The organism is Microcoleus sp. B4-C1, assembly GCF_036705285.1.
Classification (GTDB): Bacteria; Cyanobacteriota; Cyanobacteriia; order Cyanobacteriales; family Microcoleaceae; genus Microcoleus.
Genome location: NZ_JAUBUC010000029.1, coordinates 58,604 through 74,027, shown reverse-complemented (window position 1 = coordinate 74,027; position 15,424 = coordinate 58,604). Strand labels below are relative to the sequence as shown.

The following is a 15,424-nucleotide window of genomic DNA, read 5'->3' as shown; positions in this document are numbered from 1 at the left end:
ATCATTATTATTCAATTATATTTCTACATAAAGGGGTATTGACAAAATCTACTCCGTTCTAACTTGTTACCAATGGGCCGGACATGATATCATTTTTAAGCAAATCGATCTGGAGACAAAAGCTCGATCGCCCTATCTTCTTCTCCCCCCGCCCAATTAGCAAATCGCTCAGCCAAAGCAGGTACAATAGCCAAAGGATTGCTGAGACCCGAAAAAACGTTCAATCCAGGGCGATCGGCGATCGGCCCCACTACAGGCAAATTATCAGCGCTAAATGCCACACTACACTCGTGCCAAGTTGCAGGTAAACCTGCCAAATCAGGCAAAACCTTGCGGATTCCTGCACGAATTGCCGTTTCGCTGGTTTCGCGATCGACTTTAGCATTCAAATCGCTCAAAGTGCGCGACAATTGCCCGATCCGCAAACTGCTATCATTAAATTGAATGGCACCCGAATCTAAAATCGGCGACAGCAACTCTTTACCAGGTTCATCCCAAAGAAAATCCACCTCATTTCTAGTCGATTCAGCTTCCAATTCAAAACGTTTTAATACCGCAGGCATCACCAAAGTTCTGAGTTTCAAATCCACAGGTGCAGTTTCCAAAATCTCGGTGCGAGTAAAATAAACTCCCACAGAAACACCAGCGGCTTTCAGTAAACTCCGACTCCAACCTCCAGCACAAATAACCGTATTTTCGCAGGCATAACTTTCCTGTACCGTCTGGACTACCGAAATCCGATTTCCCTCTTCTATAAACCCAATTACTTCAGCAAATTCTATAGTTCCTCCCAACCGCAGAAACCCTTGACAATAAGCTTTATTTGTGGCATTCGGCGAAATGTGACCGTGACGCACAGTCAGAGCTCCGGCGATCGCACTTTTATTCAGCAAAGGTTCCAACTCGCCAGCTTCTGCAACACTCAAAAGCTGCGGAACGATCGCAAAATGCGCGTAATTAGCCGCCACTTTTTCTACATCAGTACCCGCATCAATTGTCAGCAACAAATCCAACTCGCGAAACTCAGTATCAGCATCTAATTGGGCCGATAAATGGCGGTGGCGTTCGATACCTTCCCGACACAATTGCCGCGTTAAATCAGTCGTTCCCGACCAATAAGCCAAGCCACCATAACTAAAACGAGTAGCATTTTGCATGGTAGCATCTCGTTCCAAAAGCAGCACAGCAAAACCTTTTTTTGCCAGTTCGTAACTCAGTGACGCACCCGTAATGCCACCGCCGACAACAATCCAATCGTAACTTTTCATGGGCAACTCAAAGGAAATGAAAATATCATGCTTAGATTTTAGCTTAGTTTTTTCGGAACAAATCGAAAAACCTCTACCTACAGGAAGAGGCTGTCTGCGATCGCCCTAACTGAAACTTCCACCCGTCGGGAGATGTTTACCTAGAGAGATTTTTCGTTCAATAGTAGGAATTAGAGTCAGCAAAAAATTAGAAATACCAGAGAGGTTTTTATGAGTATCGACAAACCAGGCAAAGATATGGAGCGCACGGTCAATCCGGGCGATCGTATTTCCGACAAACCGCAAACCATTGAAGAAAAAGCGCAGCAACTGGCGGTAGACCACGTACCCGACATCGTGGGAGATGTTGTTACAGTTCCAACTTATGTAATCGTCGAAGAACCCGATGGGGAAAAGAAAGCTTTGCACCACGTCAAAGACGCCGACGAAATTTCCGACGTAATTCGGCAGGCCCGCGTTGACGAAAATGGCGAGCGGGTTTGGGATTAAGTTCAATCCAATAAAAACGGGTTTTTTGTACAAAAGTTATCGTAGAAATCATGGAAACAAATCCCAGAAATAGTACGCCCTATCCCAATCTTCCGCCGATTCTAGAAAGTCACGATACAGAGTACCGCGACGCCGGTATTACGAGTACGCTTTCAGTTGCAGGCCATCCCATCCACCCCATCATCGTCATCTTTCCGGTAGCCTTTTTAGTAGGAGCCGCCGGCACTGATGTCGGTTATTGGCTGACAAGCGATCCGTTTTGGGCGAGAGCTTCGGTTTGGCTGATGGGTGTCGGTTTTGCTGCGGGGATTTTGGCCGCAATCACGGGCTTTTTAGATTTTTTCAAAGTTAAAAGAGTGCGCGATCGCAGTGCCGGTTGGTTGCACATGGGTGGCAATGTGGCGGTTATGGTACTTACCCTGATTAACTTGCTGTTGCGACAAGGAAATCCGGCTGAGCCGATCGTATACACAGGTTTAGCAATATCGATCGTCGTAGCAACTTTGCTGGGCGTTACAGGCTGGTTCGGCGGCGAACTAAGTTTTCGCCACAAAATCGGCGTCATCGGCCCTACCAGTCATAATTCCTAGGTTTCCGATCATTTTTAGTAGGGAATTCCGTCCCTCTTCATTGGATAATTTAGGACTAAAATCTTGACTACAAACTTAAAGATTGTCCCAGCCAATTGAGATAAGCATCGCTGCCAGCGATAATAGGAAGAGCAATAATTTCGGGAACTTCATAGGAATGGAGTTCCTGAACTTTTGTTTTTAAAGCATCAAATTTAGCCAAATCAGTTTTAATCAGCAACTGCCACTCTGACTCGGAATGAATCTCGCCTTGCCAACTATAAATCGAGCGAATTGGTGACAAACTCACACAAGCAGCCAGCTTGTTTTCAACTAGAGATTTCGCGAGATTCTCCGCCTCCGCCTCCGATGCCGCAGTTACCAGCACCACCCCAAAATTAATTGTCATAGTAATCAGTGAACAGTCAATCGATTTTAGATTTTAGATTTTAGATTTTAGATTTTAGCATTGACTTGCGCGAGATAAATTCGGGGGATCCTTTATCGGATACAGGTTTTTTATTTCTGGACAGATGAATCACGTGGCGGGTATCCTGGATGCTTGATTGTCAACAGTCAACAGTCAACAGTCAACAATCAACCGTTAATCTCATTAACTTCCCAAGAATTGACTCTGCCAGCCCCAGCTAAGGAAAAATAGCGCCTAGTAGATTCCGGCAAAATAGCTCCCGTCAACAAAGCATTATCTAAATTAGTTCCTATTAACGTCGCCTCGCTCAAATCTGCCGCCATCAAATCTGCTTGACACAACTTTGCCCAATTCAGATTTGCCCCTCTCAAACAACTTCCCCTCAACTTAGCCCCGGTTAAGTTTGCACCCGCCAACTTCACCCCACGCAACTGAGCCGCGCTGAAATTCGCCCCCGCCAAATTCGAGCCTTCCAAATTAGCTCCCATGAGTTTAGCTTCGCTCACGTTGACGCCGCTCAAATCTACACCGCAAAGATTCACCCCTGTCAACTGCGCTCGTCGCAGACTGACTCCGGTTAATTGAGCTCCAAAAAGTTTTGCACTATTGAGCCTTGCACCGTAAAGGTTGGCCCACTTAAAATTAGCTCCCGTCAGATTCGCGCCCAGCAAGTTAACTAATTGCAAGTCGGCGCTGCACAAATTGGCATTCCACAACACAGCACCCCGCAGGTTTGCGCCAGTTAAAGTTGCGCCGCTTAACTTTACCTTGGGCATTTTTGCTTTTACCAAAAAAGCTCCACTCAAATTAGCTTTTGTCAAATCTGCACCAGAGAGTTGGGTTTCACCCATTTTGGCAAAACTCAGATTTGTTCTGTGCATCTGTGCATCTTTGAGTGTTGCTTTAGTCAGAAACGCTCTGCTGAGGTTCGCCCCGGAAAGATTAGCTCGCGAAAGGTTGACTCCGATTAAGATTGCTCCGCTGAGGTCTTTCCCGCTGAGGTCGGCTCCAGTAAAGTCTCTTTGTCCTTTTTCGTAATTGTTGAGCAGTTCACTAACTTCCATAGGGCGTCATACCTTCTATGATTGTGGGGTTTCGATCCAGAAATCTTTACTGTTAAGGTTGTTTCAGAAAGGAAACTGTTTCAGAAAGGAAACTGTTTTAGCGTTTGCCTCAAACGGTATAAATTTCATTAACATCACTTTCTGTTTAAAGGCAATCTCTTAATAAAGATTTTATATCTTCCTCGCGGTAGCGATCGCCCTTTCGGTATTTTTGAATTAAAAGTTAATGTTTCTTGACATAGATAGTCATTCCTTAAGGCTCAACCGTAATTCGCAACTTCAGGCGCAGCGTGCCCTTTAATCCTGCGGGAGGTTGCCAGGAACTCAAGGCCCTCTTGAGAGTTTCTACGGCGTCTGTTGCTTGCAGCGTCGAGGTTTTAGTGTCGAGCGCCAATCGGGCAACGCGGCCGTCTTGTACCAATAACTTCCACACCGTTTCACCGCTAACCCCCGCCGGGAGATTAACAGATTGCAGGTATTGACTCAAAGCCGCGATCGCCTCGGCATCCAACCCTTCGACGCTAACTACTTGAAGGCGAGAAGCCAAAGGCTTCGGGCGTTGCAACTCACCGTAACCTTGCTGCGGCGCCATAGCAGGAGCTGGACTCACCGGTGCCGAGTTGCGATTCGAGGTAACGCTGCGAGTGCCGCCTCTAGTTGGCTCTGCCCCCTCGGACTCGAAAATACCCTCATAGCTGACACCCTGCGGCAATTCCACAGGCACTTGCACGCGGCGACGAGATCCATCGGGTTCCACTCGCACTTCTTCGCTCACAGCCACAAAAGCCGTGTATTCCGACAGCAAGCGATAAGTCAGAGCAGTATTAGTCACAGCTTCCACCAGAGATTTAGTCTCACCACCAAACATTTGATTCATTAAATCTTTAATGCGCGATCGCCCCCAAAGTTGAGCTACCGCCGGATTGCCAAAATCCGTAGCGGTTGCTGCGACGGAAGTAGACTCTCGCTGCCGCCCGCCGGATTGAGCAAAATTAACCGGTAAAACTTGCTCGTAAGCTTTGCCGCCCGCCAGAGTGCCGCGGATGCGAAGTTGGCCGGGGGCTCGATCGCTCTTTTTGCCAAACAAAACCAGCGGCCCACTCGCAAACAAGTCTGGGGGTGCGATCGGATAAATCTCCGGTTTTTCCCCCACTCCTTCCCAACTAATTTGAATATTAGTCAATACCGGACGATTAATTTCACGAAAAAACTTTTCTGTCGCTTCTGCCGACGGTTCATCTTGACGAATTACTTGAGAAGTGCCTCTTCCCACTTCCGCCAAACGGTTGAGCAAAAACCGATTCACCGAACCGCCAACACCAAAACTATAAAGTCGATTTCCTGGTTTCAGACTCTGCTGAACCAGAGCCAGCACTTCATTTTCATTACCAATGTAACCATCCGTAATTAATACAATACTCCGCAGCCTTCCCGTAGCCGCCGCCGGAAAATTCATCACTGCTTGAAGGCCGTTAAGCAGTTCACTGCCTCCGTTAGCCTGCAACTTTTCGATATAATTAATTGCGCTTTGTCGATTTTCTGCCGTATTCGCTAAAGGAGTAGTTGAAAGCGCTTGCGTAGTATTGGCAAAATCAATAATAGTAAAAGTATCGTTGGAATTCAATCCTTGAATAAAGCGGCGCATCAACTCCTTAGATTTTGCCAGCGGTTCGCCCTTTTGAGAACCGGAAGTATCCATCAAAAACACGACATCTTTAGGTACAATTTCATTAGTTTTGTAATTTAATGCCGGAATTAAATAAGTAGCAAAATGACCGCCCCGCTGGTCGGATTGAGTCAAGACAGTTGCGCGCGTATTTTCGCCCGCCACTCGATAGCGCAAAATTAAATCTTTATTGGGAATTGTGTCAGAATTGGCTAATTGGACTTGCACAATATTTCCCCTGCGGTCAGTTGTAATTTGATGGGAAGTAGAGCGGACATCGCCGATCGCAACTCCGGCATCTATTTCTACCGAAACAGCGATATTGTGACCCGATCGCGCTCCCGGAGGCAAAACAGGCGGGTTAATGCGATCGCCCCCCCTTAGCAAGGGGGGGTTGGGGGGGGTCGTATTTCCCGAAATATAGCGAGGCCCTACCACCATTGGAAACACAAATTCGTAATCGCCGCCGACAAATTTGAGACTTTCGGTGTAGCGAATCGTAACTTCAATTTTTTCTCCAGGTTTGATATTAGCCAGAGACTGAGTAAAAATATTGGATCGTTCTTGTTCCAACAAACCTGCACTCCGGCCTTGCTTTCTGGCTTGTTCGTACATTTCCACAGCTTCCTCGCGGCGTTTGATATCAGCTTTAATAATTCGTGAGCCTATTTTAATTTCCATATCATCCACCGCCGCTTCATCGGGCAAAGGAAATACATAAACAGCTTCTATAGATTCGGGAAAAGGATTTTCAAACTTCTGAACAACTTCGACGCGGGAGATATTGCCAGCTATTTTGGCTTTAACTTCAGTCTGTTTCAGAGGAAAGACTTGTTCTGGCGTCGTGTTGGGAGTTTTGACGAACAAACCGCCGACTGGACAGGGAGTTTCGGGCGATCGTCCGCCATTGCAATTAACATCGTTACTAGCGATGATTTTCGGCGACACAGACGAATAATTTTCCCCAGGCTCTTTTGCCCGCGCTGCATTGGGAGCGCCCCACGCGCCACACTCGTTAGCGAAGCCCTCGAAGAGGAGCGCAGCGAGCAATGCCATACCAGTACAAAGCAACCGTTGAGGGGAGAGAACGCAGACAAACTTCATAGCAGTTGTTTTTTAGCAGACTTGAGGTGCTTTGTTTACCATGACTTTACGATTGCCGAAACGTTCCTGAGTTAGCTTTTTGGGAAAAATGACTGAGCGCGTAGGGCTGATTTTAGATTTTAGATTTTAGATTAACTCTACAGGCGCTCATGGGGGAGTGGAACTTTTGTCTAGACTGCTGTGGGCTTGCATCCGTATTTGGGTGAAGTCGGTTGGGGCGATCGTCCGCGAACCCAACCTAGAAGATTGTATGATAGTTAAATAATTAAATAACTCTAACCTCAACCTCTCAATCTCTAATAAATTGAAAAAGCCATGAATTTTATTAACCCCAAAACCGACTTTGCATTTAAAAAAATCTTCGGCTCGGCTGACAGCAAAGACATTTTGATTAGCTTCTTAAATGCCATTCTCTACGAAGCGCAGCCAGTCATCGAAGATTTAGAAATTCTTGACCCTTATTTAGCTCCCAAAATCAAAGGAGTCAAAGATACTTACTTGGATGTTAAAGCAAAAATTGGTGGTAGCAAAACTGTGATCATTGAAATGCAGGTATTGAATGTAGAATCCTTTGAGAAACGAATTTTATACAATGCTACCAAAGCTTACTCAGTGCAATTAAAAAGCGGAGAAAACTACAACCTGTTAAATCCCGTGATTGCCTTGACGATTACAGATTTCCAAATGTTTGAGCATCTGGAAACAGTAATTTCGCGGTTTTGTATCAAAGAAAAAAACAATCGGGTCGAGTATTTGGCGGATGAATTAGAATTTGTCTTTGTTGAGTTGCCCAAATTTGACAAGACTTTAGCAGAATTAGAGACTCTGACTGACAAGTGGATATATTTCATGAAAAGCGCTCGCACGTTAAGGTCTGTGCCGGAAGAGTTGGGAAATGTACCGGAACTCCGCAAAGCTTTTACAATTGCCAATGAAGCAAATCTAGAGCCTGATGAATTGGAGGATTTAGAAAGGCGAGAAATTTTTATTCAAGACCAGCGCGGTGCAATTAGCAAAGCTACCAGAATCGGGATAGAACAAGGAATCAGACAAGGCATTGAACAAGGCATCGAACAAGGCATCAAACAAGGAAATGTGACATTAATTGTTCGTCAGTTGGAGCACAGTGTCGGCCAGTTGTCGCCGGAGATTCAAACTCGCATCGCTCAGTTATCCGCTCAGCAATTAGAGAATCTAGGAGAGGCGCTATTAGACTTTGCCAGTGTGTCAGATTTGACAACTTGGTTGCAAGCACATAACAATCGTCAATAATTTGGTCAAATGAGTGTAGGGGCAATCCCCCGTGGTTGCCCTTATGGATTACCTATGTCACATTTGAGTCTGACCTGACATTGAAACATCTAAAGTCGAAAATCCTATGAGCAAATTTGTGTTTGTGACCGGCGGCGTGGTTTCCAGCATCGGCAAGGGAATTGTCGGTGCTTCCTTGGGCCGCCTATTGAAGTCGCGGGACTATTCAGTCTCGATTTTGAAGCTAGACCCCTATATTAACGTTGACCCCGGCACTCTGAGCCCTTTTCAGCACGGAGAAGTCTTTGTCACGCAAGACGGTGCGGAAACTGACCTGGATTTGGGGCACTACGAGCGTTTTACCGATACTTCCATGTCTCGCCTCAATAGCGTCACCACGGGTTCCATTTATCAAGCGGTGATTAACAAAGAACGCCGCGGTGAGTATCAGGGGAGCACGGTGCAGGTGATTCCGCACATCACTAACGAGATTAAAGATCGAATTCACCGGGTAGCAAAAAATACCAATCCCGATGTGGTGATTACGGAAATCGGCGGAACGGTGGGAGATATTGAATCTTTGCCGTTTTTGGAGGCAATTCGCCAGTTTCGCAAGGATGTCGGCCGGCAAAATGTTGTGTATATGCACGTGACGCTGATACCTTGGATTCCTTCGGCTGGGGAGATGAAAACTAAACCGACTCAGCATTCGGTGAAGGAATTGCGGTCGATCGGCATTCAACCAGATATTTTAGTCTGTCGGTGCGATCGCCCGCTGTCTTTGGGCATGAAACAGAAATTGTCGGAATTCTGCAACGTCCCCGAAGAATGTGTCATCACCGCTCAAGATGCTAAAAGTATCTACGAAGTGCCGCTGATGATGGAACAGGAGGGTTTAGCGGAACAAACGATCAATTTGTTGCAACTCGAACATCGCCAGCCAGATTTGCATCAGTGGCAAACTTTAGTCAACAGGCTTTACAGTCCCAATCACAAAATTGATATTGCTTTAGTTGGCAAATACGTGCGGTTGAACGATGCTTATCTTTCGGTGGTCGAAGCTTTGCGGCACGCGGCAATTGCGATCGGCTGCGACCTGAATTTACACTGGATTAACTCAGAAGATTTAGAATCGGGAAACCTCGATAATTATCTCAAAGGTATCAACGGCATTCTTGTACCGGGAGGTTTTGGGGTTCGGGGAGTTGACGGGAAAATAGCGGCGATCGAATATGCTAAACACCACAAAATTCCATTTTTGGGATTGTGTTTGGGGATGCAGTGTGCTGTGATTGAATGGGCGCGCAACATCGCTCAACTAGAGGATGCCAACAGCGCTGAATTTAACCCAGATACAGCGAATCCGGTAATTAATTTATTGCCAGAACAGCAAGATGTAGTCGATTTGGGCGGTACAATGCGACTGGGTTTGTATCCGTGCCGTGTCAACCCAGACACGCTAGCTTTCAAACTTTATCAGAAAGAAGTGATTTACGAGCGGCACCGCCATCGGTACGAATTTAACAACGCCTACCGCAATCTTTTCTTAGAATCAGGTTATGCAGTCTCCGGTACATCGCCAGACGGCCGCTTGGTAGAAATGATCGAATTTCCCAACCATCCCTTTTTCATAGCCTGCCAATTTCACCCCGAATTCCAATCTCGACCTAGCGCCCCCCACCCATTGTTTCAAGGGTTTATCCAGGCCGCTAGCATCCAGGGAAAGCAGGATGTTTTAGAAGATGAGGGTCGCGACTTGGTGGCTGGGAAAGTTGCAGCAAACTGATCTCATATCATGTGCGATCGATTAGTTCTGATATATTAGATGTCTGTAGGGGCGGTTCAGAGTACACAATATTCAAATCGCCCCGACAATCGACATTACAAAACCCGCCCAACAGACCAATAGGATTTGATAGAGGTTGCACTTATCGGACTAGATATCGGGCAGCATTCTCAACGAGTGAAAAACCTTCCCCCCCAACCCCTATGCTAGGGCTGGGGGGCTAGCACCACAAGGGAGAAGGCAGAAGGGAGGAGGCAGAAGGTAAAAATGCTGATATTTTTACTTAACTTTTTAGCTTGGATTTCAATGGTGATACCAGTCAAAAAAAATGCAACTTTAGGCAACTTCCCAACCCCGATAGTCATCAGTCATGCCCAATCTAAAATCTAAAATCTAAAATCTAAAATGGTAGGAGTTGTCAAACTATCCTAAAATACCAGGAAACACAGGTTTGAGGAGGCTTTGTGGCTTATTGGAGCAAAATTACTTATGAGAAAAGTACATACATAATTGACCTTGACACTATTAGTGCTTTTTCTAGCGAACTGGATAACAAGCGTCTCACCTTTTGGCTGCCTAATAGCAGTCAGCCGATTATCCTCAATCCCCAAGGCAATTCTGAGGCTTACAAGCAAGTTCTCGATTACCTCAAAAAAACCATCGATCGCAATTCGAGAGGTTCGTGGATTAAAATTCATTATGACCGCAAAGAATTTGCGATCGATATGAGTCGAATTAGCTCTTTTGCTTGCGAACAGAACGGTCGGCTAAGCTTTTGCCTGCCTGACAGCGCAACTAATATTATTATCCTGCGCCAAAACAACCCGGAAACTTATCAAGAAATTCAGGAATACATTAAAAATACCACTGGACAATCTCTGCCATGAAGCAGTCATTAGTCATTAGTTGTTAGTCATTAGTCATTAGTCATTAGTCGTTAGTTGTTAGTCATTAGTCATTAGTCATTAGTTATAAGTATGAACAATGAAGGAGGAAGGAAGACTATTTTTAGTAAATCCTAACATTCATTTTATTTTTTTTTGGGGTAAGGTGCTTAGGTTGCACCCTAAGTTTAGATATGAAAAAAGCGCAATAAACTGCGCTGCTTTTTGAAATTTTAACTATTGAACAAGCTGCCAAGCTAATTTTGCCGCCCCTACCATGCCTGCTTGATTGCCCAATTCAGCCACCAATAACTGTAAATCCTCGCGAGAACTCGGCAGTACACGTTGCTCAAGTTCTTCTCGAACCTTCGGCAAGAAAAATTCTGCACCTGCACTAATTCCACCGCCGATAATAATAGCTTCCGGCGTCAAAATATAAATGAGACTTGCCAAACCGATACCCAGATAGCGCCCGTAATTTTGCCAGAATTCTAAAGCTTTGGCATCTCCAGACTTAGCTAGATTTGCTAATTCTAGCGGTTCCAAACCCGTTTCTCGGCGAATTGCTTGCACCGAAACGTACTGTTCTAAAGAACCGCGATTGCCGCTGTTGCACTCCGGGCCATCGGGATTTATAGTAATTAATCCGAGTTCTCCGGCCGCGCCTTGATGACCTACAAATAGTTTGCCGTCTAGGATAACTGCACCGCCGACTCCTGTACCTAAAGTTATTAAAATTAGGTCTTTAAAGTGCCTTCCTGCGCCCAACCAAGCTTCTCCCAATCCGGCACAGTTGGCATCATTTGCTAACATGGTTGGCAGTCCGGTTTTAGCTTCTACCCAGTCAGCGAGGGGGACGTTATGCCAGTTTTTGAGGTTAATTGCAACTCTGGCTATGCGGCCGGCGGCGTCTGCGGGGCCTGGAGTGCCGATGCCGATCGCACTTACAGCATTTTCCACCGGATTCAGTTGTAAAATAGCATCCGTCATCGCGGCTAAAACTGCTTCTGGCGTTGCGGGTTGAGGGGTTGGAACAGTTAAGGATTGGTGACAAAGACCATTTTCGCTAAATCTGCCGAGTTTAATGGCGCTTCCGCCTAAGTCAATGCCGATTACTTGTATCATTCGATTTGGGTTTGGGATGCAAGGATTTGGGATTGATCCTCATAGGATAAACATATTTTAGGGTGCAGATTGTGCACCTTACCAATTAACTTTGTAGTGAGGATTTAAATCCTCCAACTCCTATTTTAGTGTATAATAATTAGCGAGGGAAACTGCGTTTAATTCTTAATAGTATCATACCGATCGCAATCCCTAGCAAAAATTATGGAGACCAGCGAGTTCGCCTATTGAATTTCGCCTAACTTACGTTGCGCTACCTCTCGGTTGTGCAAAGCATCGCGATAGTCTGGTTGGAGAGTAATTGCCTGGGTATAAGATGCGATCGCATCTTCAAATCTTCCTAAATTATACTGCTCATTCCCTCGATCGCACCACGCTTTCGCCTCTACATTAACTTCCGATTCTGCCTCCGCAGCCTCAGCGCCTCTGCGGTTCCCTTCCCCAGAAAAACCCAAACCATCCCCAACAAACACCGCCTCAATTACCCTCCCCTTTGTATCCTCCTCCTCAACCTCCGGCAGCGGAAACCGTGTCAATATCTCCCGCCCAATTTGCCTCGCCACCTCTGAGAATTCCCCGCTGCCAATTCTACCTAACAATACCAGCCGCTGCGCCAGTTCCTGAAGCGATGCCACCGCATCCGTAGGGGCGGTGCCCCCGTGCCCGCCCTGCAGGTTTTCGCCCTCTAACAATCGAGTCCCAAACCGTCGCAGCCAAGCAGCCAATTCACCATCTTTAAGGCGTTTTGCGATTAAGAATCCCGCTACATCTCCTCGACTCCAACCGGCATTCACCCCTTCGAGAATTTCCATGAATTTCGACTCGTATTCCGCGTCAGTTAATGTTGGGCGGATGGCGGTATTTTCCGAAGGCGGGGTGGGTTTGGTTGGGGTTCCGAACAGTCGCTGAATTAGTCGTTTGAAGAATTGCAGAATTTTGTTGAGCATTTGTGAGGTTGGGAGGGTGGGGTATTTTCTATTTTATAGCAATTATCAAAAGTAGGATTACATATAGATTGTCCGCGATATCTGTAGGAAGACGGCACTGTTGTGTCTGGGATTGCGACGCACAGCAAACAATCACATGAATAGGACTTACGCAATCATCCCAGGTATGGGGGCAACCACGGGGGGTTTGCCCCTACAAAACACTATATATTGAGGCTGTGCGTAAGTCCTGATGAAGTAGAATTAACTCACATCTTGCACCATTCTCAAGAACAGGCAAGATGCCTGTTCCACAAAGAGTGAGTTTTCTTGTGGAACAGGCATCTTGCCTGTTCCTAAACAAGTAATTGACAATGGTGCAAGATCTCAGATTAATCTACTTTAAAAGCGGATAATACAGTTCTCCTGTTGAGTTGATATAACCGGCCCGATCGCCCGCTAAATCCCCCGTTCCCATAAATACATCAACTCTCCCCGCGCCTTTGATTGCGCCGCCAGTATCTTGATCCAAAACGTACCGATTCACGGCATTTTGTTCGAGTTGTCCTGCCGCATTCGGATAAGGGAGTTTTGTACTAATTAATGCTAGCGCACCTGGTGGCATTAAGGCTTTGTCCGTGGCGATCGACCTTTCGGCAGTTACTGGCACTCCAATGCTTCCTGTGGCTGGAGATCCATTACTATCCCGGAAGAATACAAAGCTTTCATTTTTCGGCAAATATTTGTTCATATCTGCGGGAAAGTTGGTAAAATATTCCCTTAGTTTCGGCAAAGTTAACTCTTCTAAAGTAAACTTTCCGTCTTTAACTAATTCTCGTCCAACTCCTGTATAACTGTGACTGGTTTTGCCGGCAAAACCGACGGTCATCTCGCTACCATCTGTTAGTTGCAATCTCGCAGAACCTTGGACGTGCACGAGAAATGCTTGGAATCGATCGCGCAACCAAACTAATTCTAATCCTCGCAGCAATCCTTTACTTGCTTGCAAAGCATCTGCGCCTTCTAATTGCAATCTTGTCGGGTGAGGTTTCGGCCAAGATGCCATGTTTGGCGGCATCCGGTACAGGGGATAACGGTATTCGGAATTCGGCGTCCGAGATGCTGCGTAAGTCGGCTCGAAATAACCTGTAAATGCGACTGTTCCTTTGCCGTCTTTGCCCGTGGATTTGTAAAAGACAAATTCGCGCTTGACAGATTCCTGAAGTTGTGCGGGGGTTGTGGAACTGACAACTAATTGACGGAATCGATCGAGAGAACGCCTAACTCGATCGCGCGTAACTCCTGCGACTGGATAGCGGCTGTAAGCAGTGGCGGCGGCTGATGTATTGAGATAGCGGAGGCTGTGGTCGATCGACCTTAACAGCAATTCTTTATCGCCCGGTTTGCCATTTTCGCCCCAGATTTGAGCGTCAAAGGCGAGATCATCCGCCTCGCCAGCTTGCAATTGATTTATACTAATTGGTTGCAGCGATGGAACTGCAACGGCGGGCACCGAAAAAGCGATCGCCAAAACGCAACAGGCGATCGCTAATAGCTGATAGCGAAAAATCTTGCTCAATTTCCAATCTTTCCTACTAAATTGATTATTTTCCTTATTCATCGTATCGTTCGACACTAGAAGTAAATATCGGTTCTACGCGAATTGCGAGAACGCTGGTAGGCCGAACTACCATGTATTCGCCTTGAATATTTTTAATCGGGACGTTAAGAAATTCTCTTGAATCTTGTTTCGGCACCAGCGTACTGCTGTACCACTTTTGAAAATCTTGCAGCGTTGCGAAACGCACTTCTTCGCGATGGCCGCCCTCAAGCAGCAGGTGCACGGAATATTCGCTGGGTGTTCTAGGCATATCTGTATTTTAGATTTTTGATTTTAAGGTTGTAGAACGATTTCATATTTTACCTCTTACTCGGCGCATTCCCCGATCGAGTAGGTTGGATAGGGGGAGAGTTGTTGGAGGCATTGGTGTCAACTTAACGTCAAATGTAGTATGGGTCTGCTGTTTGACGATTAGGCCCGCTGATCGCCCCTTCTTAACAGGGATGCCAGGGGGAGCAAGACTCGACTAAAAGCGAGATTTATCAAGGGTTTTAGGCGATTTTTGACACGCTTTGGTGGGAGGACAACCCAAAATCCAAAATCTCAAATCTCAAATCGATTGACGGCGGCCCCCCTCTGCGGCTACGCTATGAAGTTAGAGGTTGCTAAAGCTTGTAGAGGAGGCAGCCCGCGTCGCTCAAAAATCTAGTTGCACTGCCCAAAGCTGCTACCAACAGCAATGGACAGCTAACCGCCAAACTGAGCTAACCAGTCTGGAGGCTAATTGAGAATCTTAACACTCTCTGTAGCCGCCCTGCTCTGTGTTACCGTGCGGGGCGGCTGGGTTTTTGGGTTTTCCTAGAAAACCAAAAACCAGGAGACCATAATTATGTCACAGGAATTCGTACCTGACGATAACTTGTCCGCGCGTCCAAATTCCGACTCAGCAGTATCCGAACAGGAAGTCGTGCGGATAACGGTTGTCGGTTCCCGCGCCGCCGTGTTAGAAACCATCCACACCTTGTACCGACTGGGATTTGCCGCCGTCGGGGATTGGAGCCCGCCCCAGCGAGGTGCAAAGCCGGGACAAGTGATAAGCGTACTCATTCGCCGATCGCGCAAAGCCTAAAAATTGGATTAAATACGGTAGGGACACGACACCGTGCCTTTCGTCGTGTCAACAAACACGTTAAACCCGCAGTCCGACAGGGGTTGAAACCCCTGCCTCAAAACTCAAGTCCTCGCTATGAGGACTCAGAAGAAGACTTTTAAACTCATTAGTCCTCTTGAGAGGACTTTAG

14 protein-coding genes are annotated in these 15,424 nt (G+C 46.5%); 6 read left to right on the top strand and 8 right to left on the bottom strand.

Features of this window, described 5'->3' with window-relative positions; all coding sequences use genetic code 11:
• Positions 1-95: 95 nt before the first annotated feature.
• The gene (locus QUB26_RS14070; protein ID WP_333318480.1) at positions 96-1,268 is read right to left on the bottom strand and encodes an FAD-binding oxidoreductase; all 1,173 of its coding nucleotides are present in this window, start codon (positions 1,266-1,268) and stop codon (positions 96-98) included.
• 210 nt (positions 1,269-1,478) lie between these two features.
• Here QUB26_RS14070 and QUB26_RS14065 point away from each other — a divergent pair, with 210 nt between their 5' ends.
• Positions 1,479-1,757, top strand: a complete 279-nt coding sequence (locus QUB26_RS14065) for a hypothetical protein (protein WP_333225179.1) — start codon at positions 1,479-1,481, stop codon at positions 1,755-1,757.
• 50 nt (positions 1,758-1,807) lie between these two features.
• The gene (locus QUB26_RS14060; RefSeq protein WP_333239564.1) at positions 1,808-2,347 is read left to right on the top strand and encodes a DUF2231 domain-containing protein; all 540 of its coding nucleotides are present in this window, start codon (positions 1,808-1,810) and stop codon (positions 2,345-2,347) included.
• A gap of 67 nt (positions 2,348-2,414) precedes the next feature.
• On the opposite strand, the gene cutA is transcribed toward QUB26_RS14060, so the two are convergent.
• From cutA to QUB26_RS14045, 3 genes are all read right to left on the bottom strand, one after another.
• Positions 2,415-2,735: a divalent-cation tolerance protein CutA gene (cutA, locus tag QUB26_RS14055; protein WP_333239562.1), complete on the bottom strand. Its 321-nt coding sequence runs from the start codon at positions 2,733-2,735 to the stop codon at positions 2,415-2,417.
• Between the two features lie 188 nt (positions 2,736-2,923).
• The gene (locus QUB26_RS14050; RefSeq protein WP_333318478.1) at positions 2,924-3,820 is read right to left on the bottom strand and encodes a pentapeptide repeat-containing protein; all 897 of its coding nucleotides are present in this window, start codon (positions 3,818-3,820) and stop codon (positions 2,924-2,926) included.
• A gap of 253 nt (positions 3,821-4,073) precedes the next feature.
• Positions 4,074-6,590 carry a VIT domain-containing protein gene (locus QUB26_RS14045; RefSeq protein WP_333318476.1) on the bottom strand — a complete coding sequence of 839 codons (2,517 nt, stop codon included), beginning with the start codon at positions 6,588-6,590 and terminating at the stop codon, positions 4,074-4,076.
• 315 nt (positions 6,591-6,905) lie between these two features.
• Between QUB26_RS14045 and QUB26_RS14040 the strand changes: the two genes are divergently transcribed.
• The 3 genes from QUB26_RS14040 to QUB26_RS14030 all read left to right on the top strand — a co-directional run bounded on the left by QUB26_RS14040 (position 6,906) and on the right by QUB26_RS14030 (position 10,514).
• Complete coding sequence (locus tag QUB26_RS14040) at positions 6,906-7,862, top strand: Rpn family recombination-promoting nuclease/putative transposase (RefSeq protein WP_333318473.1); 957 nt, start codon at positions 6,906-6,908, stop codon at positions 7,860-7,862.
• Between the two features lie 106 nt (positions 7,863-7,968).
• Entirely contained in the window at positions 7,969-9,627 is a 1,659-nt protein-coding gene (locus QUB26_RS14035) for a CTP synthase (RefSeq protein WP_333239554.1), read from the top strand.
• A gap of 464 nt (positions 9,628-10,091) precedes the next feature.
• Positions 10,092-10,514, top strand: coding sequence for a hypothetical protein (locus tag QUB26_RS14030; protein ID WP_333149438.1), 423 nt, complete (start codon positions 10,092-10,094; stop codon positions 10,512-10,514).
• Positions 10,515-10,748: 234 nt separating this feature from the next.
• Here the strand turns inward: QUB26_RS14030 and QUB26_RS14025 are convergent, their stop codons facing one another.
• From QUB26_RS14025 to QUB26_RS14010, 4 genes are all read right to left on the bottom strand, one after another.
• On the bottom strand, positions 10,749-11,636 hold the full coding sequence (locus QUB26_RS14025; RefSeq protein WP_333239552.1) for an ROK family protein: 888 nt from the start codon (positions 11,634-11,636) through the stop codon (positions 10,749-10,751).
• 224 nt (positions 11,637-11,860) lie between these two features.
• Positions 11,861-12,583: a tetratricopeptide repeat protein gene (locus QUB26_RS14020; RefSeq protein ID WP_333318471.1), complete on the bottom strand. Its 723-nt coding sequence runs from the start codon at positions 12,581-12,583 to the stop codon at positions 11,861-11,863.
• Positions 12,584-12,959: 376 nt separating this feature from the next.
• Positions 12,960-14,183, bottom strand: a complete 1,224-nt coding sequence (locus QUB26_RS14015; protein WP_333239548.1) for a murein transglycosylase A — start codon at positions 14,181-14,183, stop codon at positions 12,960-12,962.
• Entirely contained in the window at positions 14,176-14,433 is a 258-nt protein-coding gene (locus QUB26_RS14010; protein ID WP_172192361.1) for a hypothetical protein, read from the bottom strand. Before QUB26_RS14010 ends, QUB26_RS14015 begins: the two co-directional genes overlap by 8 nt.
• A 579-nt stretch (positions 14,434-15,012) precedes the next feature.
• On the opposite strand from QUB26_RS14010, the gene QUB26_RS14005 reads away from it, so the two are divergent.
• Positions 15,013-15,252 (top strand): hypothetical protein, encoded by a 240-nt coding sequence (locus tag QUB26_RS14005; RefSeq protein WP_333070946.1) that lies wholly within the window; start codon positions 15,013-15,015, stop codon positions 15,250-15,252.
• Positions 15,253-15,424: the final 172 nt, after the last annotated feature.